The following is a 23,482-nucleotide window of genomic DNA, read 5'->3' as shown; positions in this document are numbered from 1 at the left end:
GTAAATAAAAAGTTTAACTATCTATAGTGTGACTTAGACGTCGGGTGATGTCAATTTGGCTTAAGATATAAATAAAAGCTTCTAATCCGCAAATTTTATAACGGTTAGAAGCTTTTTAGTTTATTTATCAAACACATCAGTTTTGATATTTTTCTTGTCTAAGAAAGATTTGATTTTATCTTGTTGCTTTTTGTTTACATCGCCTGCATAGTTGGTTGGTACGTCTACGACATTGATTGAATTTTGTGGTTGATAATTCAATTGCTCAATGTCTTCATCAACGTTAGCGATTGTACTATTAAGTGCTTTAAAATATTTGATAATACGATTAGTTGGATCTTTATATTCACTTGGAATCTTGTTATTATTCACAAACTTTTTAAAGTGTAAGTCGTTTTTTACTGCAAGATTAGACAATTCACTTAATTGTTTAGATTGTTTTTTAGTAATCTTAGTGCTGCTATCACTCTGTCTGTCTAATTTATGTTGCATCACGTACTTATTATCTAAAATATCACTATTAACTTGTAGATATTTTTTTAAAGCTTTATTCATTTCGTCTTCACTGATAGTAGCATTGTTTTTATTAGATGTGAAAATATCTTTTTCCTTTAATTGCTTAGCATTTTTAGGTGCATGGGCACTACTATGTGAAGCATGATCATTATCATCTTCACTTTTATTTGCACAGGCTGATAAGATAAGTGCAAAAGATAAAATTAACGTGAGTAGAACTCTTTTTTTCATCAGGTTTGGAACTCCTTTTATTCATACAATATTCATTATTTTAAATTCTTACATATTATAGCGTATCACTTATCAAAAATGATTTGAATGTTTAAGCACTTAGTTATTTATGAACTATGAACATTTTGTGTATAAATAATTAAAGTGATTTTGTTTCATTAACAGTATAACCGCGCAAACTCCATAAACGTAGATGTGTCCAACCTTTTTCAATTTGCTTAGATAACTTTTTATCTGGTATCGGTAAAAGTTTATTTTGTTTAATTAAGTTATTCATCATCTCGACCGCATGAGCTTCATCTGGTGCTATTCTTAGGTGGAATAATATATATCTTACGGTTTTTTCTTTTTTAACATCGTCATCTTCTTTTATGTTATTTCTAAGAAACTTGATGAATTGTTTCAATTTGGTATTACGTGTATAAAATTCATTATTTGCATATATTAATAATTCATCGAGATGGCTAGGTTCATAAAATCCTTTTAGTGGATCGTCTATCTCATCACTATTTGCGAGCATAGGAATTACTGGGTGTAATAACATCTCATTTTGGACGATGACTAATTGGTTGATATCCATAGCTTCTATTTCATCTTTAATGTCCTTTTCTGTCATATCTCTGTTGTATAAGTGTTTCATTAAATGAACCACACGTTCTAATGATGCATAGCCATATAAATTCGTTATCGCAAAATAGATATTGAAGGGTGTTATATACTGTTGCATGTTCTTATCATTTTTAAATTGAATTAATTGTTCTTCGGCTAAATTTTGGCGGATTTCGGGATCCATGTAGATTTCAAGTTCAGGTACTTCAGTTTCTTGATCTTTAATGTCTTCTTTAACAGTAGTACTAGAGACATCGTCATCATTGATCGCAGTATCTTTACTATATAAACGTAGAGTCTCGAGTACTTGATTATCCTCAGAAGCGATATGTTGCTCTTGTTGACTAAGGAAAGTCTCAATACCACCCTTATTATTAATGTAATTTTGAATAAAATCTAAAGCGTCATAGGGAATAGATATGATATTATGGCGCTCATTATAATTAAATATAAATAAGTGATCTAAAACGTCTGACACAGTATGTAAATTTGTCTGTTCAGCGACTGTAGCTGCTAAATCAATGTTGTTGTTGTAATTGGTATGGCCTTTAATGATTTGATGTAACATGAACAAAGATGACGGTTTAAAATGATTAAAGACATTTTCTAATAAAGTAACATCTTTGAAAAAGGTATCATGAATTAAATTGACGGCGTCTGATTTTTTAATTTTTGACGGACTTTTAATTTGGTAAAATTTCAAAATGTCTTGTAAGCTTTTCGATTTCAAAGTTGATAAATAATCTTTCAAAGATGTATGTTGAATGGCATTGAAAAGTTCTTTATCTAATTGATCTAACTGTTGAATAAGTAGCTGTCCATCTTCGTCTTGGACTTTATTTTGGTAATGATTAGCGAAAACATGTGTATTGATTTGGTTTAAATAGTGAGTATCTGCCATAAATGTATTTGTTGAAGTTTTAAAAATAAAACCTAAGCGTTCTGATAAATTACATTTATGTTTAATATCTTCATTGATTAAGACTGGATTATCGTAGCTGTCTAGCATAGATTTAATACAGTCTTGTTCGGTTTTATCCATTTGGTTATAAATGAAGTTAATGTGATGTGATTTAAAAGCAATATGTAATGTCTCAAGTGGTGAAAGTTTTCTAGGGATGTCTAAAAAAGATTGAATTTCATAGATTTTTGCTTTGGTAATATGATTTAAGGTATTCATAATAGCTCCTTTAAAATTTATGATATGAGATGGATTTAGACTAGAAAACAGTTTCTTGATATTGTAAAAACCCAACGATGTTAAAGATTAAAACTTTTCATTAATTCCATCATAACATGTTTAAAGAATTAAATAATAAAAAAACAGAATTCCATAGGGGAATTCTGTTTTGAAGATATATATTAATGAAATGCTGAATCCATTTAATTAGTTTCTAATAATATAATCGAAAGCATTCAATGCGGCATTAGCACCAGCACCCATTGAGATGATGATTTGTTTGTTTTTCTGATCAGTTACATCACCAGCAGCGAAGATACCTGGAACATTAGTGCTATTATTACGATCAATAACAACTTCGCCACGTCCGTTAAGTTCAACTGCATCAGAAATCCATGATGTGTTAGGTACTAAACCGATTTGTACAAAGATACCGTCTAAATTAACGACTTGTTCTTCACCAGTGTTCATATCCTCGTATTTAATACCAGTGACATGATCTTCACCGATGACTTCAGTAGTTCTGGCTTTAGTTTTAATGTCGACATTTGATAATGAACGTAAACGATCTTGTAGAACACTGTCTGCTTTCAACTCATCTGAGTATTCAAATACAGTAACATGTTTAACAATTCCTGCTAAATCGATTGCAGCTTCAACACCTGAGTTACCGCCACCGATGACTGCAACATCTTTATTTTCGAATAAAGGACCGTCACAGTGTGGGCAGAAAGCAACACCTTTGTTGATTAAACGATCTTCGCCAGGAATATTAAGTTTACGCCAACTTGCACCTGTTGAAATGATGGCTGTTTTAGTTTCCAATACAGCGTCATTTTCTAAAGTAACGCGAATAGCGCTATCTGTTTTTTCAATATTTGTTGCACGAATACCAGTCATTGTATCGATATCATATTGAGCGATATGATCTGCTAAATTAGAAGAAAACTCAGTACCTGTCGTTTCTTTAACAGTGATGAAGTTTTCAATTCCAGCAGTATCATTAACTTGACCACCGATACGGTCTGCAACAATACCAGTACGTAACCCTTTACGTGCAGTGTAAATCGCAGCACTACCACTTGCAGGGCCACCACCGATAACTAATACATCGTAAGGGTCTTTGCCTTCAAATTCCGATGCATCTGCAGTGCTTCCTAATTGGTTAAGAATATCTTGAATTGTCATACGACCATTACCAAATTCTTCTCCATCTAGGAAAACAGCTGGTACAGCCATGATGTTTTCAGATTCTTCACGGAAGATAGCACCGTCAATCATTGTATGTGTAATGTTAGGGTTAATTACACTCATTAAGTTCAATGCTTGAACGACATCTGGACATTTTTGACAAGTTAAACTTACGTAAGTTTCGAAATTGAAAGAACCTTCTAATCCTTTAATTTGATCAATCACAGATTGTTGTTCCTTAGGTGCACGTCCACTAACTTGTAAAATAGCTAATACAAGAGAGTTGAACTCATGTCCTAATGGAATGCCTGCGAAAGTAATACCTGTTTCTTCGCCAGGGCGATTAACTGAGAAACTAGGTGTACGTTTTAAAGATTTTTCAGTAACTGAAATGTGCGCAGACATTTCAGCTACTTCATCTAATAACTCTTTTAATTCTTTTGATTTATCGTCAGAGCCAAGGCTAGCGACGAATTCAACGTCGCCTTCCATAAGCTCAAGTAATTGTTTTAATTGTTGTTTTAAATCAGCATTAAGCATTTTCTAATAATGCCTCCTTAAATTTTACCTACTAAGTCTAATCCTGGTTGTAAAGTTTCAGAACCTTCTTCCCATTTTGCAGGGCAAACTTCACCTGGATGTTGACGTACATATTGAGCAGCTTTGATTTTGTGAACTAATGTGCTTGCGTCACGGCCGATACCGTCAGCATTGATTTCAGCTGCTTGAACAACGCCATCAGGGTCGATAATGAAAGTACCACGTTGAGCTAAACCAAGTTCTTCATCTAATACGTCGAAGTTACGAGTAATAGTTTGAGAAGGGTCACCAATCATATTGTATTGGATTTTGCTAATAGCATCTGAATGATCATGCCAAGCTTTGTGTACGAAATGAGTATCAGTTGAAACTGAGAATACATTTACGCCTAATTCTTGTAATTTATCATATTGGTTTTGTAAATCTTCTAATTCAGTTGGACAAACGAATGAGAAGTCAGCTGGGTAGAAGCAAACTACACTCCAAGAACCTTTTAAATCTTCTTGAGATACTTCTTTGAATTCATCTTTCTTTGGATCATAAGCTTGTGCTGTGAATGGTAAGATTTCTTTATTAATTAAAGACATAGGTAAATTCCTCCTGATATTTGAAATGTTTTATTAGAATTAGATAACAATCATTGTTTGTTTATAATAATTCTAATCTCTTACTAATTATTATTACATTTAGGATTTAAATAGTCAACTTCATCAACTTATATATTTAATGCCTCGTTGAGAAATTGATGATACAAGTATTATAAGCCTATTAATGAAATTGATAGTTTAAGTGAAATGAATGATATTAATGAAATGATTCACTGTTATTACACTTAAAATAGTCATTAACATTCTCAACTAAACACTTGTTATTGATAATATAGTGTAATTTTATTACATTACACTATACTCTGATAGTAACATGTTGTTTCAAAACTTTCATAAAAGAAGGTTTGTTAAAGGGGTAAGTCACAAATAGTATTTATAAATCCAATTAATTTAATTTCCAGTCGAAAAGGGTATACAATATTTAAAGATTATAAACGAAATATTATTTTTTCGAGAGTAGGAGTGGAAATAGTGTCAGATTATGTATATGAATTAATGAAAAAACATCACTCGGTGCGCCGTTTTAAATCAACACCTTTAAGTGAAGATACAGTTGAAAAATTAGTGGAAGCAGGTCAAAGTGCTTCTACATCTAGTTATTTACAAACTTATTCAATCATTGGTATTGATGACCCTGAAATTAAAGAGGATTTAAAGGAAGTATCAGGTCAACCATATGTTGTTGAGAATGGCTACTTATTTGTTTTTGTTCTAGATTATTATCGTCATAATTTAATTAATGAGAATGTGGAATCAAATATGGAAGTTTCTTTTGAATCGGCTGAAGGTCTGTTAGTGGGATCGATTGATGTAGCTCTTGTTGCTGAAAATATGGCTGTTGCAGCTGAGGATATGGGTTACGGAATTGTTTACTTAGGATCATTACGTAATGATGTTGGTCGTGTACGCGAGATTTTAGACTTACCTGAGTATACTTTCCCATTATTTGGTATGGCTATTGGTGAACCAGCAGAAAATGAAAATGGTTCTGCAAAACCTCGTTTACCATTAGAACATGTTTTCCATAGAAACCAATATAATTCAGATAAAGAAAAACAAATCAATGAATTAAAAACGTATGATCAAACGGTAAGTGATTATTATAAAGCGCGTACCAATGGAGAAAGAACTGAAACTTGGTCAGAACAAATTGAATCATTCCTAGGAAATAAAACAAGATTAGACATGCTAAATCAACTTAATGATGCAGGATTAATCAAACGGTAATAGCATTATATAATCAAAAGTGATGTTATGAGTTTAGAAATAATTGTAGATAACAGATTAGTGTAGCGCTAATTGTAGGTTTAATAAATTAATATGAGAAAGGGAGGGGACAATTTATAAGTTGTCTCCTCCCTTTAATTTTAAAATATTTAATCTGTTGTCAGTTCACCATATTCATTAGATTCGAATGCTTTTTTGTCCCAATTTTTAGTGAGTTTGGCAGTTCCTGTGCCTGCTAACATAGAATCATTAACATTAAGAGCAGTACGACCCATGTCAATAAGAGGTTCAATAGAAATTAAGACGCCGGCTAATGCAACCGGTAAATTTAGTGTTGATAAGACTAATATAGATGCGAATGTAGCACCGCCACCTACACCAGCAACACCAAAGGAACTGATAATAACCACGGCTACTAATGTCACGATAAATTGTAAATCGATATTTACATGTGCAACCGGTGCAACCATGATCGCAAGCATCGCAGGATAGATACCTGCACAACCATTTTGTCCAATAGATAAACCGAATGTTGCGGAAAAGTTAGCGATACCTTCAGGTACACCAAGACGTGTTGTTTGTGTTTGAATATTTAACGGTAAAGAACCAGCACTTGAACGTGATGTAAAGGCAAAGGCCAATACTTCAAATGTTTTCTTCATATATTTGACTGGGTTGATACCAAGGATAGTTAAAATTACGAGGTGAATGATATACATCGTAATTAATGCTGCATAAGACGCTATCATAAATTTACCTAAAGTCCAGATAGCGGCGAAGTCACTGGTAGCAATCGTTGAAGCCATTATAGCTAAGATACCATAAGGTGTTAATCGTAATACGAAGGTTACAATAGCCATGACAAGAGAATAAATCGCTTCAATACCTCGTTTAAGTGTGTCGCCATGTTCAGGTTCTTTACGTGCAACACGTAAGTATGCAAAGCCCACAAATGAAGCGAAGATAACGACCGCAATCGTAGATGTTGTTCTTTCACCTGTAAAGTCTAAGAACGGATTGCTAGGTAATAGTTCTAAGATTTGTTGTGGTAATGTATGTGCGGTTAAGTTTTTAGCCTCTTTAGTGATTTCACTACCGCGTGAATGTTCAGCGCTACCTAAATCAATGGAAGATGCATCTAAACCGAAGAGTAATGCATATCCAATACCAACCAAGGCAGCTATAGCTACAGTCCCAATTAAAAACATGAAGATATAACTACCGATTTTAGCAAATTTGTCCCCAATTTGTATTTTACTGAATGCAGAAACGATAGAAATAAAAATTAACGGCATGACAATCATTTGTAATAGTGCGACATATCCATCGCCTACAATACTAAACCAATCACTTGTCGTTTTGATTACTTTTGAGTCGACTCCATAGATTAAATGCATTGCGATGCCTAAAATGATCCCTATAGCTAAGGCAGTAAATACACGTTTAGGAAATGAAATGTGTTTTTTGGCCATGACATTTAGCATAATAATGAAGGCAATAAGCACGATAACATTAATCACAGTTAAAAATGAGTCCAATGAATAACACTCCTTTTTAATTATTATGTTCTAAATTTATGTATTAAGAATATTACTCATATTTTTATAATTCAAGGTTATAAACTTAAAAGGTATATTTTTTATAATTAAAAATGTGTAAAGTATTAAATTGTTTGATCAAATAATACTTATTTGTGGAATGTCAGAAAGAAAATATAAAAAAATAGGTGTTACACTCCAGATAAAAGAATTGGAATGTAACACCTATATAAAATGGATTAATAGGATGGTCAGTAACGATTTAAGTTAATCTAATAAACTATAAAACTCATCCATGACTGCTTTATTATAAGATTCGACATCAAATGTACTATAGCTAGGTTGTGTTCCTTTAATGAATGTTTCAATACCATTGGCTATATATTGAACCTCATTTTTAACTAGCATGCCGTATTTTCCATCTTCTAAAACGTAACGATTTGCAATAATGTCAGACGCTAATACTGGTGTCCCAGCAGATAAAGCTTCCAATATAACCATTGATTGTCCTTCATAATGTGAAGTTAAAGCAAATAAATTAGCACGTTTTAATAAATAAAACGGATTGCGTTGATGGCCTAATAAAAACACATTATGTTCTAGATTTAAATGATTAATCATGTTTACCAATGTTTCTTTTAAAGGTCCATCACCTAGGATATAAAGTCTGATGTGAGGATGTTTTGTCTTTAATTCATGAATTGCTTGAATGAGTAAATCAATACCTTTTTCCGGTGACAATCGACCTATAAAGACAATATTAAAATGACTATGATCAAATGGCGTATTAAATAAGTTTCCATCTGAATAAGACACGATAACTTGTTTACCATCTTTATTATAGATTTCACTATCATCATTCATTAGACGTTTGATTTTTGAGTAATTGATTGTATTTCTACAAACATTAAATTTATTTTTGGGGACCGTAGATGAAAATTTTTGTTGATTCACTTTCATTGTTGCTTCAGATACGCTAATTAGTTTGTCAAAACGTTTATAAATACTGAACAATGTTTTTAAATTTTGATAGTGAGGTCGTTTTCCATTAACCGTTCTGTTTTGATCATCTTGCATGTCACTATGCATATAAATATATTTTTTCTTCGCATTGGTAGCTAATACTAAATTTCCCCAGAAAAATGCATATCCACTATAGTCGATAGCGTAATCAAATTGAATATCTCCGAATACTTTTCTCATTTCACGACGATAGAGGTGCTTTGGATGAATAGCTTCTTCAAAGTGATGATATACACCGCGTTGTCTAATAAATTCTACGCGATATAATTCTTTAAAAGAAGTAAGGAAAGGACTACTTCTAAATAGCACTCTAACATTAGCATTTATTTGATTGAGATTATTTTTGAATTCAATACTTTTGTTATTAGTCACCATTAATGTGACGTCGTATTTTTCATAATCAATATTTTCAAGTAAGTTCAACATTGAAGTAGTAATACCGTTGTTCTTTAAACCACCAGGATAAAATAGTAATTTCGTCTTTTGCTTTTCACTATCTGCATGTGGATGGATTGGTTTGAATGAAGTATTAAAGATTGCTTTAATTAATCTTTGACAAGCATTACCGTCATCATATGAACAGAATTGAGATTTAAATTGTTGATAATTTTTATCGTATTGCTTATAGGTTTCGTTTTGAATGCCTTGAACGACATCATTAATGTTTGTATAAACTGGACCAGGAAGTCGCTCATTATCAATATACAATCCACGAGTACGAGCGTATTCATCATGATTAGTTGTGTAAAAAATAATAGGTTTATCAGTGACTAAAAAGTCGAAAAAAATACTTGAGTAATCTGTAATCATTAAATCTACGACTGTTAATAATTGATTAGTATCAAAGGTATTAGGTACAAGATACGGTTTTAAATTGTCTGATTGAGCTATTTTCTGATATACAAAAGGATGTACTTTTAATAACACTTGATAACCTGTTATAGATTCTAATGATTTAACTTCATTATAGATATTGTCTTCTTCTATGATAGGTTTATTTACATCCGTGCCTTGCCAAGTAGGGCAATATAATATTATTTTTTTCTGATTTAAATGTACAAATGTGCTTAATCTTTTTCTAATATCTACTTCTGTTGAATTGATTGTTAAATCAAGACGTGGATAACCTATTTCTAAAAATTCACCTTGATAAATAGGTGATAACTTGAAAGCACGGTTTAAAATAGTTGTTGTGTGCTTGTTTGGCGATATGATGTAATCAGAAATTAAAAAATTACGCATTGTATTTTGCGTTTTGATAAGGGAATGAGGAATATCTAATCCCATATGTTTTAAAGGTGTGCCGTGCCACGTGTTGATATAGACTTGGTTTTCTTTTTTCGTAAAATACGCTGGAAATGTAGCATTATTAATAAGGTATTTACAAGTGGTCAATGCTTTTAGATACGATTTTGATTCTTTAATGACAAATGATACATGGGATAAATGTTGAAATTGTTTACGATAATGTTGAGCCGTACTTTCAGAATCTACAACCCATGTATGATGTAGGTGTTGATATGCCTTATGACGCGTTAAATATAAAAAATGGCTTAAGGACTATCGGTCATGCTTTTGCCATCGGTTACTTGGTAAAGTATATGTGAAGGATTAACTTTATTTTTTTCATAATAATGTGCATATGTCATCACTTTTTTGAAGTAAGGAGATTTATTAAACGTTTTAATTGGTTTAGTTAAAAAGGAGGTTTTTCTTTTAAACTGATTTTTGATTAATGATTGTGTCGCTTTTCTCATAGTGTGTCAGTCCTTTGTTGTGATATAGCGTAAAACATTTATATATATTTGGTATTATATATTATAACATCATTATAAGAATTGGAGTAAGATATTGATATAAAAAAAGGCGAAGCACCGGTTGAGACTTAAAGTGATACACTTTTGTCTTAACCGATACCCCACCTTATATTTACTATAAGTTAAATAATCTTGCGAAAAAGCCTTTTTTCTCTTCCTTAGGTTCTGGATGGCCTAGAGGAGATGATTGTGACTCAGTATGATTATTTGTAACTTGAGACTCTGAAGTAGTGTGTGATGTTGATTGTTCAGATGTACTTAGTGAAGTGCTCTCACTTTTAGTCGCTTCGTCAACATTACTCAAACTATTTGAATGATGAGATGTTGAAGTAGAAGTAGATGCTACTGAATTACTTTCACTTGATGAAGGTGAAGTATATTGTTTAGGTTGGTGACTTTGGCTTGACTGATGACTTGCACTTGACTCAGAAGCGATAGCTTGTTGTTCATCTAACTTTTTAGTATGAGACTGCTGTGTTGACTGGATTGCATCTTGAGTTGTTTGAATCGCTTTTAATGATTCAGTATTCGCATCAATCTTAGATGTGATTTGATTTTGTAACTCTTTAAGTTCCTGTTGTTGATGGTGCACTTGACTAATCATTTGGCCTAACATTTGACGTTCTTCACGCATTTTTTGAATTTCACTACGTAAGTCTTCAACAAGTTGTGAAATATTCTGATCAGTAGGTAATTGACTATTATCTTCTTTTACTAATACTTGCAGGAAGTCTTTTTCCTTTTCAAGTTCTTCAAATGCTAAATCATAGCTATTCGTTTGTTTTACTTTATCTGCGATATCTTTAAATAATTCGATATCTTCTTCTTTAAAATCAGTAGCTTCACGTCCACGGTACTCTGTCTTACTAAGTTGATAGCCACGTTCTTCTAAATGTTGGACGATTTTACGGACTTGTTTTTCACTTAGCTCGACGCGTTGTGCGAATTCTTTAGTTAACATTAATAAAGTCCTTTCATATATGGTTTATGTATACTGACGTTTGTCTTCGGTTAGTGAAACGTCAGTCTTACCTCATATGATAGTTTACCGTTAATCATAGTTGATTTCAAGTCATGTTACAGTGGACTTCTTAAATTCATTTGTTCTAGTAGAGGGTATATAATCTCTCTTGAAATGCCATTAGCAAAGACATATTTCAAAATATAATTAGACTTCACACTTGTACCATAAATATCTTTAGATAAGACAATATTGGCTTTGATAAATAAGTCGATGTCTTTAGGGTTATCGTCGGTTGTATAATTGGGATGGATATAATCAATTTCACTTTGTTTTTCAAATTGATGTTCATAGAGAAACTGTCGACGACGCTCAAGCACTTTGTTTGTTTCTTCATCAGTTGTTAAGGGTTCTTTAGGCACTTCCATCATTATAAAGTTAATGTTTCTATCATGAATTTCATTAGCGTAGACATTGAGTTGTTCCTCGATTTTATCTAGGGTCATAGACATGACTTCGTCATGATTATCTTTATTTTTGGTGATAAGATATATAAGGAAAGCGGAATTAGTAGTCGCTTCATAATGTGCTGTTGCCATGCTAATCACTTCATTGTTCTCAATACCAACGATAAAGGCATAATCCTTTTCGGTTTTATTGTTTTCTAATGATTGTTTGAAAATATGGCTGTCTTCGGTAAGACTAATATCTAACTTTGAGTCATAAATTTGTAATGCTTCTTTGAAAAATGGATTTTTAACAGACGTTATTGCTTTAAATTCCATCACGGCACCCCCAAAAATATATTTTTTAAATTATAGCATAAGTTTATTTCTATAAATGGATAAATTAATATAGTGACGTTTATGATAGTAAAGTAAAACACCACAACTTAAACGGCTTAGCGTACAAGTTATGGTGTTCTTTTTATATCCATTTCATTTTGACGGGATTGTTTTAAGCTTTTGGGCCTTTAGATTCAGCAGCATAATGTGTAATATCAAGTTCTTCATAGGCTGCATTATTTTCTTCTACTTCATTATGAGAACTACGGTCGCGTCTTGCAACAACTAAAATTTTGTTGTCTAGAATATCTTGCTTATGATTTTCAATTTCTTCATCAGTTAAATCGTATCTAGTAAGAACAGCTTGTTCGCCATCTTCACCGATAAGTAATCTAGACATACGGTCACTAAATGATCCGCTAGTAGCGATTAAACTAACTTGAGAGTCATGTAAATCATCTAAATGTAATTTTGAACGACTTATAACCGCAAGTTCACTTTCTAAATAGCCTTCAGATTTCTTTTGGTTAATTACGTTGTATAATTCAGATTTGTCTTTTACTACTGTAATTTCTGCCATGATTATCGCCCCTTATATTTTCTCTACTTTCAAAATCTATACCCTTACCATTTAATTATAAAACTTTTGTTTATATAAATATATAATTTTACTACTTTATCTACCTAATTTAATTTTAAATTATATGTCAAACGCTTTCAGTATAAAATACTGTTAATTCAACGATGATCGTATTTAATAGTTATTGAAAAAGTAGCTAAAATTTGCTATCATCATAAAATAATTTATATGACTCATATAATCTGAAGAATATGGCTTTAGAAGTTTCTACCATGTCGCCTTGAACGACATGACTATGGGTAACAATTCAATACTTAGGAGCAGTTTAAATCGTTCAAACAACACGAAGGACTAGTGTAATGTGTCATCGATATAAGTTTCTTTAAATGACTTACAAAGGAACCACTGTATTTAAATGTATACATTTTTAATTATCGATTAATTTGGCGTATCTACTTCTTTATTTGCAATTATACGCAATGTATTGCACGTTCCCTCATAGATCCTGAAACTTATTAAAAGTTTGGGGATTTTTTTGTATCAACAAGTCTATGGATTACATAATATTGAGGAGGTTTTCTGGGTGGAGTCGTTAGGACGTAAAGTAAAAGAAGATGGTGTAGTCATCGATGAAAAGATATTAAAGGTAGATGGATTTTTAAATCATCAAATTGATGCAAAGTTAATGAATGAAGTAGGGCAAACATTCTTTGATCAATTCAAGAATGAAGGTATTACAAAGATATTAACTATTGAAGCATCTGGTATTGCTCCAGCAATAATGGCAGCATTCCATTTTGATGTACCTTGCTTATTTGCTAAAAAGGCTAAGCCAAGTACTTTAAAGGATGGATTCTACCAAACAGATATTCATTCCTTTACTAAAAATAAAACAAGCACAGTCATTGTTTCTGAAGAATTTCTTGGGGAAGACGATACTGTCTTAATTATTGATGATTTCTTAGCAAATGGCGATGCTTCTCTTGGTTTGAACGATATTGTTCAACAAGCTAACGCTAAAACAGCAGGTGTTGGTATCGTTGTTGAGAAAAGCTTCCAAAATGGTAGACAAAGACTCGAAGCAGAAGGTCTAAACGTATCATCTTTATGTAAAGTAGCATCATTAAAAGGTAATAAAGTGACGTTATTGGGTGAAAATTAATGAAAAATTTCATTCTTAGTATTCAACATTTATTAGCGATGTATGCCGGAGCGATTTTAGTTCCTATTATCGTAGGAACAAGTTTGAAATTCACACCAGAAGAGATTGCATATTTAGTAACAGTTGATATTTTTATGTGTGGTATAGCGACATTCTTACAAGTGAACAAAGTTACAGGTACCGGATTACCAATTGTATTGGGGTGTACATTTACAGCGGTAGCACCCATGATTTTAATTGGACAGACAAAAGGACTTGGCGTATTATATGGTTCATTATTTTTATCAGGTATTTTAGTAATTATCATCGCACCATTCTTCTCTCATTTAGTTAAGTTCTTTCCACCAGTCGTGACAGGAAGTGTTGTGACGATTATTGGTATCAATTTAATGCCAGTGGCAATGAATTATTTAGCTGGTGGAGAAGGTGCTAAAAACTATGGTGATCCAAAGAATTTAGTATTAGGTGGGGTGACACTCATTGTGATACTGATTTTACAACGGTTTACGACAGGATTTTTAAAATCAATCGCAATTTTAATTGGATTAATTATTGGGACAGTGTTAGCAGCAATATTTGGTCTTGTAGATATTAAGCAAGTAGGTGAAGCGCACTGGGTAGGCATTCCTGTGCCGTTCCGTTTTTCAGGCTTTGGTTTTGATGTAGGCGCAACTTTAGTGTTCTTTATTGTCGCTATAGTGAGTTTGATCGAATCTACTGGTGTCTATCACGCATTAAGTGAGATTACTGGGAGGAGATTAGAGCGAAAAGATTTTCGAAAAGGTTACACTGCGGAAGGTCTTGCGATTGTGATTGGGTCATTATTTAATGCTTTCCCTTATACAGCATATTCACAGAATGTTGGTTTAGTATCTTTATCAGGTGCTAAGAAAAATAAAGTGATTTATGGCATGGTGATTTTATTACTGATATGCGGCTGTATTCCTAAACTAGGTGCCTTAGCTAATATCATTCCATTACCAGTTTTAGGTGGTGCGATGATAGCGATGTTTGGTATGGTAATGGCATACGGTGTTAGTATTTTAGGTAATATTAACTTTGCCAACCAAAATAACTTATTAATTATAGCAGTGTCTGTAGGTTTAGGTACTGGTATTAGTGCCGTACCTCAAGCGTTTAAAGGTTTAGGGGAACAATTTGCATGGTTAACTCAAAATGGTATCGTGTTAGGCGCTATCTCTGCAATTATCTTAAATTTCTTTTTTAATGGTATAAACTATAAACAAAGTGAAGAAAATGTGAAATAATAGAACAAACTATATAATATTGGAGGCTGTTTTTAAATGTGGGAAAATAAGTTTGCTAAAGAGTCATTAACATTCGATGATGTATTATTAATTCCAGCTCAATCAGACGTGTTACCAAGTGATGTTGATTTGAGTGTTCGCTTGTCAGATAAAATTAAATTAAACATCCCGGTTATTTCTGCGGGTATGGATACAGTTACAGAATCTAAAATGGCTATTGCGATGGCAAGACAAGGTGGACTAGGCGTTATCCATAAAAACATGGGTATCGAAGAACAAGCTGACGAAGTACAAAAGGTAAAACGCTCAGAGAATGGTGTTATTAGTAATCCGTTTTATTTAACACCTGATGAAAGCGTATATGAAGCAGAAGCTTTAATGGGTAAATATCGTATTTCAGGTGTGCCAATCGTAAATAATTTAGATGACAGAGAGTTAGTAGGTATTTTAACTAATCGTGACTTACGTTTTATTGAAGATTTTTCAATTAAAATCTCAGATGTTATGACAAAAGAAGATTTAATCACAGCTCCAGTAGGTACGACTCTAGACGAAGCAGAAGCAATTTTACAAGAACATAAAATTGAAAAGCTACCTCTAGTAAAAAATGGTCGTTTAGAAGGATTAATTACTATTAAAGATATTGAAAAAGTGCTTGAATTCCCATATGCGGCTAAAGATGCTAATGGTCGATTACTAGCAGCGGCAGCAATCGGTATTTCTAAAGATACTGACATTAGAGCAGAAAAATTAGTTGAAGCAGGTGTGGATGCACTTGTTATCGATACAGCACATGGTCACTCAAAAGGTGTTATTGAACAAGTTAAACATATTAAAAATAAATTCCCTGAAATTACATTAGTAGCAGGTAATGTTGCGACTGCAGAAGCGACAAAAGATTTATTTGAAGCGGGTGCAGATGTTGTTAAAGTTGGTATCGGTCCAGGTTCAATTTGTACAACACGTGTTGTTGCAGGTGTAGGTGTACCACAAATCACAGCTGTTTACGATTGTGCAACTGAGGCACGTAAACATGGTAAAGCGATTATTGCTGATGGTGGTATTAAGTTCTCAGGTGATATTATTAAAGCGTTAGCAGCTGGTGGACATGCTGTTATGTTAGGTAGTCTATTAGCAGGTACTGAAGAAAGCCCAGGCGCAACTGAAGTATTCCAAGGTAGACAATACAAAGTATACCGTGGCATGGGTTCATTAGGTGCAATGGAAAGAGGTTCAAACGACCGTTACTTCCAAGAAGACAAAACACCTAAGAAATTTGTACCCGAAGGTATTGAAGGACGTACAGCTTACAAAGGGCCTTTACAAGATACAATTTATCAACTTATGGGCGGTGTAAGATCAGGTATGGGTTACACTGGTTCTAAAGATTTAGAAACGTTACGAGAAGAAGCACAATTTACACGTATGGGACCTGCTGGTTTAGCAGAAAGTCACCCACATAATGTTCAAATTACTAAAGAATCACCAAACTATTCATTCTAACTATAGATTTAAAGGAGAACGACAATTATGGAAATGGCGAAAGAGCAAGAGTTGATTCTTGTCCTAGACTTTGGTAGCCAATACAATCAATTAATCACAAGACGTATACGTGAAATGGGTGTATATAGCGAATTGCACGACCATGAAATTTCTATAGGAGAAATTAAACGTATGAATCCTAAAGGTATTATATTATCTGGGGGTCCTAATTCAGTTTATGAAGAAGGTTCATTCACTATTGATCCAGAAATTTATAATTTAGGTATCCCTGTATTAGGTATTTGTTATGGAATGCAACTAACGACTAAATTATTAGGCGGAAAAGTGGAACGTGCTAATGAGCGTGAGTATGGTAAAGCAATTATTAATGCAAAATCTGACGAGTTATTCTTCGGTTTACCATCAGAACAAACTGTATGGATGAGCCACTCAGATAAAGTCATTGAAATTCCAGAAGGCTTTGAAGTGATTGCAGATAGTCCAAGTACAAACTATGCTGCTATTGAAGATAAATCACGTCGTATCTACGGCGTACAATTCCATCCAGAAGTACGTCATACGGAATACGGTAATGATCTTTTAAGAAACTTTGTTCGCCGTGTTTGTAATTGTACAGGCGAATGGACAATGGAAAACTTTATCGAAATTGAAATCGAAAAAATTCGTGAACGTGTAGGAGACCGTAAAGTATTATGTGCGATGAGTGGTGGCGTTGACTCATCTGTAGTAGCGGTACTATTACACAAAGCAATAGGTGATCAATTGACTTGTATCTTTGTTGACCATGGATTACTTCGTAAAGGTGAAGGCGACATGGTTATGGAACAATTCGGTGAAGGTTTCAACATGAATATTATTCGTGTGAATGCACAAGATCGTTTCATGAAAAAATTAGCTGGTGTATCAGATCCAGAACAGAAACGTAAAATTATTGGTAATGAATTCGTTTATGTATTTGATGACGAAGCATCTAAGTTAAAGGGTGTAGACTTCTTAGCCCAAGGAACGCTTTATACAGATGTGATTGAATCAGGTACAAAAACAGCTCAAACAATTAAATCTCACCATAATGTGGGTGGTTTACCAGAAGATATGGAATTTGAACTTATCGAACCGATTAATACGTTATTCAAAGATGAAGTACGTGCATTAGGTATCGAATTAGGTATTCTTGAGCATTTAGTATGGAGACAACCATTCCCAGGCCCTGGTTTAGGTATCCGAGTGCTTGGTGAAATTACGGAAGATAAATTAGAAATCGTACGAGAATCAGATGCTATTTTAAGAGAAGTAGTGCGAGAAGAAGGTCTTGAAAGAGACATTTGGCAATATTTCACTGTATTACCAGGCATTCAATCTGTAGGTGTTATGGGAGACTACCGTACATATGATCACACTGTCGGTATCCGTGCTGTAACATCAATTGATGGTATGACAAGTGACTTTGCGCGTATCGATTGGGAAGTCTTACAGAAGATTTCAAGCCGAATCGTTAATGAAGTGGATCATGTTAACCGCGTTGTCTATGATATTACCTCTAAGCCACCTAGTACAATAGAATGGGAATAAGATATTATGATATAGTCCTCAACCTTATAGGTTTGAGGACTTTTTTTATACTACAATACTTAAAAATTTACCTACATCTAATTACCAGTTACAATTGTAAGCGAATATAAAAGATAAAGAGGTTAATTCATATGAATTCAAAAGTAGCATTAGTATTAAGTGGTGGCGGTCATTATGGTATCGCATTTCACATTGGATATTTAAAAGGTTTATTTGACAAAGGACTCGATTTAAGAACTGTGGATTATATCATTGGTACATCTGCAGGGTCTCAAGTAAGTACAACGATATCGTCGATGATTGATTGGGATACAATTTGGCAGGAACAAATTATTGAAAAGGTTAATGAAACAACACCTATTTCTGATAAAGAAATGGGAGAATTATTCCAAGCGTTTGATCAATTAGCGAAAGAAAGTAAATCAACTAAGGCTTGGGTTGATGGTATGGGAGAAATCTCTAAAAATACTCAACCCAATGTATCACTAGACGCACGTCGTGATATGATTAGACATCGTTTAGGTAGTGTGCCGTTAGAATGGAATGACAAACTAAATATTGTCGCAACAGAATTAGAGACATCTGAACGTAAAGTATTTAATGCACAATCTGGTGTAGCATTAATAGATGCACTAGCAGCGAGTTCTGCGTTACAAGGCATATGGCAACCGATTCCAATTAGTGGATACCACTATTATGATGGTGGGTCTTATTCAATGGAAAATCCGGATGTCGTTGATGATGTAGATAAAGTGATTGTGATAACTACTAACTTACCAATTGAAACACCATATGCGCTTGACCAACTCGTAGAACAAATGAAAGCTGATGGGAAAGATATTTATGTTGTAAAACCTAGTGACGAAGTGGTGTCAATTTTACAAGTTTATCAATATAATACTGTGAATGCTGATATGAGAGAAGAAATAGCACAAGCAGCCATTAAACAAGGTGCTGCAGATTATGAACAATTAAAATCTTTTTTAAACACATAGATGAATTGATATAATATATTATTCTTTGTATTGAAAGGTATAGTTAAAAGTATTTAGGGGAGTTAAACATCCTAGATGCTTAAGACTATGCCTTTTATATTTGTAAAAATAATATGATGAATAGTCCTATTAAGATAAAAATCATTATTGATAAATCGTAATTAATCCGATAAAATGTAAAACGTAATAATTACTATTTGCAAATAAGAGAGGGCGTATATTATGGCTAAAATTCCAGTAACTGTATTAAGTGGATATTTAGGTTCTGGTAAGACGACATTATTAAATCATATTTTACAAAACAGAGAAGGACGACGTATCGCAGTTATTGTAAATGATATGAGTGAAGTTAATATTGATAAAGACTTAGTGGCAGAAGGCGGGGGCTTGTCACGTACGGATGAAAAATTAGTAGAGTTATCTAATGGTTGCATCTGTTGTACATTAAGAGATGATTTACTCAAAGAAGTTGAACGTATTGTTAAAAAAGGTGGCATCGATCAAATTGTTATAGAATCTACAGGTATTTCTGAACCTGTACCAGTGGCTCAGACATTTTCATATATAGATGAAGAATTAGGTATTGATTTAACAGCGATTTGTAGGTTAGATACGATGGTTACAGTTGTCGACGCAAATCGATTTATCAATGATATCAATTCAGAAGATTTATTAATGGATCGTGATCAAAGTGTAAGTGATGAAGATGAAAGAACGATTGCTGATTTACTGATTGACCAAGTAGAATTTTGTGATGTAATGATTATTAATAAAACAGATTTAGTTTCCGAAAAAGAATTGGGACGTTTAGAACAAATCTTAACTACATTACAACCGGATGCTAAGATCATTAAAACAGTTAATTCAGAAGTCGATTTAAAAGAAGTATTGAATACACAGCGTTTTGATTTTGAAAAGGCGAGTGAGTCTGCAGGGTGGATTAAAGAATTAACAGAAGGTGGACATGCTGAACATACACCAGAAACAGAAGAGTATGGGATTTCTTCATTTGTATATCGCCGTCGACTTCCATTTCATGCCGAAAGATTTAATGCATGGTTAGAACAAATGCCAGATAATATTGTAAGGGCCAAAGGTATTGTTTGGTTAGCGCAATATAATCATGTCGCTTGCCTGTTATCACAAGCAGGATCATCATGTTCGATTCATCCAGTGACGTATTGGGTAGCAAGTATGTCAAAGGCTCAACAGGAGAGTATTCTGGAAGAACGTCCTGATGTTGCTGAAGAATGGGATATAGAATATGGAGATAGACATACACAATTTGTGATTATTGGGACAGATTTAGAGAAAGAAGAGATTGTTAAATCACTAGATCAGTGTTTATTAGATAGTCGTGAAATCGATGCGGATTGGTCACAATTTTCAGACCCATATCATTGGACTATCACACAACAATAATTACAATGGATGAATCAAAAAGTTTCACGTGAAAAAAACATATAAAAATAAAGGTACGCAATGATACTACTTTAAATGATAATTGTAGTGATTTGCGTACCTTTTGATATTATTTAATATTATCTTTTACAAATTGACCTGCTTTACCTTTAAAAGATTCACCGCCAGCCATCTCTTGTTTGGCATATTTGTCAGTAGAATTGTTCCATAAATTATAACCATAAGTACGTAGACCATAAATTTTTGAATATTTACTATCTAACATTGGAGAACCTGAGGCACCTGCTCTAAAGATATCTTTAGTCATTATTTCAGTACCATTGGCTGAAAATTGTGTGAATCTTAATTGACTGTAATAGGCTTTCGTATTATCACCATTTTGCCAAGGGTAGCCTAGTGAATAAAGTGGTGTATTAAATTTTAGACTATTGATTTCTTTATCTGATGCGATACGAATAGGCTTAGCATATTTAGACATTTTTTCTTTAGTATGTACAATAGCAATATCATAATGCGGTAGTTTTTTAACATTAGATGCATGGAATTTGTATGGGATATGCTTGCCGTCACGATTCATTGCGAAAGTAATATATTTAGCGGAAGCAGCTTTTCCATTTTTATCATCGATGACATGTGCATTGGTAATTAAAGTATGATCACCAATTACAGTGCCTGTTCCCATCGAATCCTTACCTTTCCCTTTATGACCGTTCATGTTAGATACACGACCAATGGCTTTTAAATTATTTTGATTCGCTTTCGTATAATGTTGAATGCTAATCGAACTTTTACTAATTTTTTTAGCTTTTTGATATGCTTGTTGATCTGAAGGATAATTTAATCCATCACGATAGTAATAATCTGTATCTGCATGTGCCTGGTTTGACAGTGTGGCTGTTGTAGACATTGCAAGTGAAGCGATTAATGTACTACAAATCATTGTTTTAATTGGTTTGAAATATGGCAAAATATAAATCCCCTTTGTGATTGGTTAGTATGAAATCATTTAAAATATGTGTTTATCCATTTTTAAACTTTGTTATCCCCAATTATATGCGAAATAAGTTGTATTACAATAGAAAACGCAAATCTTTTTATAATTATTTAATGATATTAATAAAATGATTATTTGTTAATTTTAGGATAAAGGTTCAAATATTAATCCTTTCAACTATAGTGCCCATCTACATGTTTATATATCAAAAATATGGTGTTACCAAATAATTTCACGAAATATCTATATCTTTTCTTATATAGATATGATAATTTTTATTATAAAGAAAAATCATTTTATCCAATGAGAGGTTAGAATAAAGCTCCTCAAGGTTTCATTAGACCTTAACGATGTGTTAAACGTTACATTTAAACTAGATGCTTCTAAAAATTTGACGTATTGTGAGCTAATCGGGGGAAATCCTGATATCGAGATGTCACATTTTTCTTATAAAGTGGGGCGTTTCTTTTTGTTCTAATCTCTTTTTTTATGTCATCTATCATAGATTTTAAAAAAATAAACAGAGATGATGTACAATAGCTATGTATAGATGGAGTGTGATATGGATGCTTTCAATTATATTTACAGCGATAGTTTTATACACGGCAACTGCCATAGATTTGTTAGTCATTTTATTAATTTATTTCGCTAGAGCACATACTAAAAAGGAATATCGAGATATTTATATAGGCCAATTTTTAGGATCGATGACGTTAATTATTATTAGTTTATTTTTTGCTTTTGTATTACACTATGTTCCTGAAAAATGGATGCTTGGATTATTAGGTTTAATACCCATTTATTTGGGCATTAAAGTTGCTATTTTTGATGATTGTGAAGGAGAAAAAAGAGCAAAAGATGCTTTAAATGATAAGGGTTTGTCAAAATTAGTGGGGATTGTTGCTCTGGTAACGATAGCAAGTTGTGGTGCAGATAATATTGGTTTGTTTGTACCTTACTTTGTGTCTTTAAATTTCAGTCAGCTTATTGTGACGCTCATTGTATTCGTGATTCTTATTTTTGTACTTATTTATACAGCACAACGGTTAGCCGATATTAAGGATATTGGAGAAATCGTTGAAAAATTTAATCGTTGGATTATGGCAGTTGTTTATATAGCTCTCGGAATCTTTATTATAGTTGAAAATGATACGCTAACTACACTATTTCATTTTATATTTTAACTATGCAATAGATGCTCTCGGCCAAAAATAAAAGAGGTGGGAATAAGTCCCACCTCTTTTATGTATCATGATTTATTATTTGAAGAAACCAAGGATTGTTTTGATGATTGAAATGATGCTTGTTACGATTTCCATGATTTAGTCCCCCATTTCTATCAATTGTAGTTTATTTTGGGTTTGTACAAGTTTTGAAGTCATCTTATTATTTGTTGCCTTTAACAAGGTCGATGATTGTTTTAACTAAAGAAATGATACCTGAAATGATTCCCATGATAATATCCCTCCAATTCAAATTTTTAGTGAAATCTAGGTTTGTGTAGCAAGTAATAAGGTGAATTATTTGTTACCTTTAACAAGGTCGATGATTGTTTTAACTAAAGAAATAATACCTGAAATGATTCCCATGATAATTACCTCCCTCGATTGATTTGTTAATTACATTGTAACGAGGATATTCAGTAGATGTGGTGAAATTTCCTAACTCGTATGTTAGAGGTCATAAGTGGTTCGTTTATATGAAAACAGTACAGTCTTTCATGCCTAAGTGTGTACTGTGTTGGAATCGTTTACAATCACTTT

At 33.0% G+C, this 23,482-nt stretch carries 19 protein-coding genes, 1 pseudogene and 1 riboswitch; of the genes and pseudogenes, 8 read left to right on the top strand and 12 right to left on the bottom strand.

From position 1 onward, the window contains the following. Positions 1 to 120: 120 nt before the first annotated feature. From ssp1_RS11415 to ahpC, 4 genes are all read right to left on the bottom strand, one after another. Complete coding sequence (locus tag ssp1_RS11415) at positions 121 to 747, bottom strand: NDxxF motif lipoprotein (protein ID WP_075778240.1); 627 nt, start codon at positions 745 to 747, stop codon at positions 121 to 123. A gap of 139 nt (positions 748 to 886) precedes the next feature. Further along, positions 887 to 2,536 carry a hypothetical protein gene (locus ssp1_RS11410; RefSeq protein ID WP_075778239.1) on the bottom strand — a complete coding sequence of 550 codons (1,650 nt, stop codon included), beginning with the start codon at positions 2,534 to 2,536 and terminating at the stop codon, positions 887 to 889. 207 nt (positions 2,537 to 2,743) lie between these two features. After that, complete coding sequence (gene ahpF / locus ssp1_RS11405; RefSeq protein WP_075778238.1) at positions 2,744 to 4,267, bottom strand: alkyl hydroperoxide reductase subunit F; 1,524 nt, start codon at positions 4,265 to 4,267, stop codon at positions 2,744 to 2,746. A 17-nt stretch (positions 4,268 to 4,284) separates the two neighbouring features. Continuing rightward, a complete protein-coding gene (gene ahpC, locus ssp1_RS11400; protein ID WP_002451489.1) occupies positions 4,285 to 4,854 on the bottom strand; it encodes an alkyl hydroperoxide reductase subunit C in 570 nt (189 codons plus the stop codon). Between the two features lie 492 nt (positions 4,855 to 5,346). On the opposite strand from ahpC, the gene ssp1_RS11395 reads away from it, so the two are divergent. Beyond that, positions 5,347 to 6,102 (top strand): NADPH-dependent oxidoreductase, encoded by a 756-nt coding sequence (locus ssp1_RS11395; protein WP_049425227.1) that lies wholly within the window; start codon positions 5,347 to 5,349, stop codon positions 6,100 to 6,102. Positions 6,103 to 6,251: 149 nt separating this feature from the next. Here the strand turns inward: ssp1_RS11395 and ssp1_RS11390 are convergent, their stop codons facing one another. The 5 genes and pseudogenes from ssp1_RS11390 to ssp1_RS11370 form a co-directional block, all read right to left on the bottom strand. Continuing rightward, complete coding sequence (locus ssp1_RS11390; protein ID WP_002451484.1) at positions 6,252 to 7,640, bottom strand: L-cystine transporter; 1,389 nt, start codon at positions 7,638 to 7,640, stop codon at positions 6,252 to 6,254. A gap of 267 nt (positions 7,641 to 7,907) precedes the next feature. Then, positions 7,908 to 10,420, bottom strand: a pseudogene (locus ssp1_RS11385) (CDP-glycerol glycerophosphotransferase family protein). Positions 10,421 to 10,595: 175 nt separating this feature from the next. Next, entirely contained in the window at positions 10,596 to 11,441 is an 846-nt protein-coding gene (locus ssp1_RS11380) for a hypothetical protein (RefSeq protein ID WP_075778236.1), read from the bottom strand. A gap of 116 nt (positions 11,442 to 11,557) precedes the next feature. After that, complete coding sequence (locus ssp1_RS11375; RefSeq protein ID WP_075778235.1) at positions 11,558 to 12,226, bottom strand: hypothetical protein; 669 nt, start codon at positions 12,224 to 12,226, stop codon at positions 11,558 to 11,560. 172 nt (positions 12,227 to 12,398) lie between these two features. Then, a complete protein-coding gene (locus ssp1_RS11370) occupies positions 12,399 to 12,806 on the bottom strand; it encodes a general stress protein (protein ID WP_075778234.1) in 408 nt (135 codons plus the stop codon). Between the two features lie 213 nt (positions 12,807 to 13,019). Beyond that, positions 13,020 to 13,122, top strand: a riboswitch (purine riboswitch). 267 nt (positions 13,123 to 13,389) lie between these two features. Here ssp1_RS11370 and xpt point away from each other — a divergent pair. The 6 genes from xpt to ssp1_RS11340 all read left to right on the top strand — a co-directional run bounded on the left by xpt (position 13,390) and on the right by ssp1_RS11340 (position 20,725). Then, positions 13,390 to 13,968 (top strand): xanthine phosphoribosyltransferase, encoded by a 579-nt coding sequence (gene xpt, locus ssp1_RS11365; RefSeq protein WP_002451479.1) that lies wholly within the window; start codon positions 13,390 to 13,392, stop codon positions 13,966 to 13,968. Then, on the top strand, positions 13,968 to 15,236 hold the full coding sequence (gene pbuX, locus ssp1_RS11360) for a xanthine permease PbuX (RefSeq protein WP_075778233.1): 1,269 nt from the start codon (positions 13,968 to 13,970) through the stop codon (positions 15,234 to 15,236). Before xpt ends, pbuX begins: the two co-directional genes overlap by 1 nt. A gap of 36 nt (positions 15,237 to 15,272) precedes the next feature. Next, positions 15,273 to 16,739: an IMP dehydrogenase gene (gene guaB, locus ssp1_RS11355; protein ID WP_002451477.1), complete on the top strand. Its 1,467-nt coding sequence runs from the start codon at positions 15,273 to 15,275 to the stop codon at positions 16,737 to 16,739. 27 nt (positions 16,740 to 16,766) lie between these two features. Then, a complete protein-coding gene (gene guaA / locus ssp1_RS11350; RefSeq protein WP_118828226.1) occupies positions 16,767 to 18,308 on the top strand; it encodes a glutamine-hydrolyzing GMP synthase in 1,542 nt (513 codons plus the stop codon). 131 nt (positions 18,309 to 18,439) lie between these two features. Then, positions 18,440 to 19,303, top strand: a complete 864-nt coding sequence (locus tag ssp1_RS11345) for a patatin-like phospholipase family protein (RefSeq protein ID WP_075778230.1) — start codon at positions 18,440 to 18,442, stop codon at positions 19,301 to 19,303. A 222-nt stretch (positions 19,304 to 19,525) separates the two neighbouring features. Beyond that, positions 19,526 to 20,725, top strand: coding sequence for a GTP-binding protein (locus ssp1_RS11340; RefSeq protein ID WP_075778229.1), 1,200 nt, complete (start codon positions 19,526 to 19,528; stop codon positions 20,723 to 20,725). A 109-nt stretch (positions 20,726 to 20,834) separates the two neighbouring features. Here ssp1_RS11340 and ssp1_RS11335 read toward each other — a convergent pair whose 3' ends face one another. Then, positions 20,835 to 21,692: a trypsin-like serine peptidase gene (locus tag ssp1_RS11335; protein ID WP_080496605.1), complete on the bottom strand. Its 858-nt coding sequence runs from the start codon at positions 21,690 to 21,692 to the stop codon at positions 20,835 to 20,837. 593 nt (positions 21,693 to 22,285) lie between these two features. On the opposite strand from ssp1_RS11335, the gene ssp1_RS11330 reads away from it, so the two are divergent. Beyond that, positions 22,286 to 22,903, top strand: a complete 618-nt coding sequence (locus ssp1_RS11330; protein WP_002451472.1) for a CadD family cadmium resistance transporter — start codon at positions 22,286 to 22,288, stop codon at positions 22,901 to 22,903. Between the two features lie 202 nt (positions 22,904 to 23,105). Here ssp1_RS11330 and ssp1_RS12170 read toward each other — a convergent pair whose 3' ends face one another. Together ssp1_RS12170 and ssp1_RS12165 are read right to left on the bottom strand one after the other, a co-directional pair. Further along, on the bottom strand, positions 23,106 to 23,174 hold the full coding sequence (locus tag ssp1_RS12170; RefSeq protein ID WP_219350386.1) for a hypothetical protein: 69 nt from the start codon (positions 23,172 to 23,174) through the stop codon (positions 23,106 to 23,108). A 65-nt stretch (positions 23,175 to 23,239) separates the two neighbouring features. Then, the gene (locus ssp1_RS12165) at positions 23,240 to 23,308 is read right to left on the bottom strand and encodes a hypothetical protein (protein ID WP_219350386.1); all 69 of its coding nucleotides are present in this window, start codon (positions 23,306 to 23,308) and stop codon (positions 23,240 to 23,242) included. Positions 23,309 to 23,482 lie beyond the last annotated feature (174 nt).

It is taken from the genome of Staphylococcus sp. M0911 (genome assembly GCF_003491325.1).
GTDB lineage: Bacteria > Bacillota > Bacilli > Staphylococcales > Staphylococcaceae > Staphylococcus > Staphylococcus warneri_A.
Note: the sequence above shows the minus strand (reverse complement) of the source record. Positions and strands in the feature narration are given on the sequence as shown.

What these genes read in the sequence shown, in the direction of transcription:
- ssp1_RS11330 (WP_002451472.1), top strand. Translation starts at nt 22,286, where the DNA reads ATGCTTTCAATTATATTTACAGCGATAGTTTTATACACGGCAACTGCC.
- ssp1_RS11415 (WP_075778240.1), bottom strand. Translation starts at nt 747, where the DNA reads ATGAAAAAAAGAGTTCTACTCACGTTAATTTTATCTTTTGCACTTATC.
- pbuX (WP_075778233.1), top strand. Translation starts at nt 13,968, where the DNA reads ATGAAAAATTTCATTCTTAGTATTCAACATTTATTAGCGATGTATGCC.
- ssp1_RS11340 (WP_075778229.1), top strand. Translation starts at nt 19,526, where the DNA reads ATGGCTAAAATTCCAGTAACTGTATTAAGTGGATATTTAGGTTCTGGT.
- ssp1_RS11410 (WP_075778239.1), bottom strand. Translation starts at nt 2,536, where the DNA reads ATGAATACCTTAAATCATATTACCAAAGCAAAAATCTATGAAATTCAA.
- guaA (WP_118828226.1), top strand. Translation starts at nt 16,767, where the DNA reads ATGGAAATGGCGAAAGAGCAAGAGTTGATTCTTGTCCTAGACTTTGGT.
- ssp1_RS11370 (WP_075778234.1), bottom strand. Translation starts at nt 12,806, where the DNA reads ATGGCAGAAATTACAGTAGTAAAAGACAAATCTGAATTATACAACGTA.
- ssp1_RS11345 (WP_075778230.1), top strand. Translation starts at nt 18,440, where the DNA reads ATGAATTCAAAAGTAGCATTAGTATTAAGTGGTGGCGGTCATTATGGT.
- guaB (WP_002451477.1), top strand. Translation starts at nt 15,273, where the DNA reads ATGTGGGAAAATAAGTTTGCTAAAGAGTCATTAACATTCGATGATGTA.
- ssp1_RS11380 (WP_075778236.1), bottom strand. Translation starts at nt 11,441, where the DNA reads ATGTTAACTAAAGAATTCGCACAACGCGTCGAGCTAAGTGAAAAACAA.
- ahpF (WP_075778238.1), bottom strand. Translation starts at nt 4,267, where the DNA reads ATGCTTAATGCTGATTTAAAACAACAATTAAAACAATTACTTGAGCTT.
- ahpC (WP_002451489.1), bottom strand. Translation starts at nt 4,854, where the DNA reads ATGTCTTTAATTAATAAAGAAATCTTACCATTCACAGCACAAGCTTAT.
- ssp1_RS11375 (WP_075778235.1), bottom strand. Translation starts at nt 12,226, where the DNA reads ATGGAATTTAAAGCAATAACGTCTGTTAAAAATCCATTTTTCAAAGAA.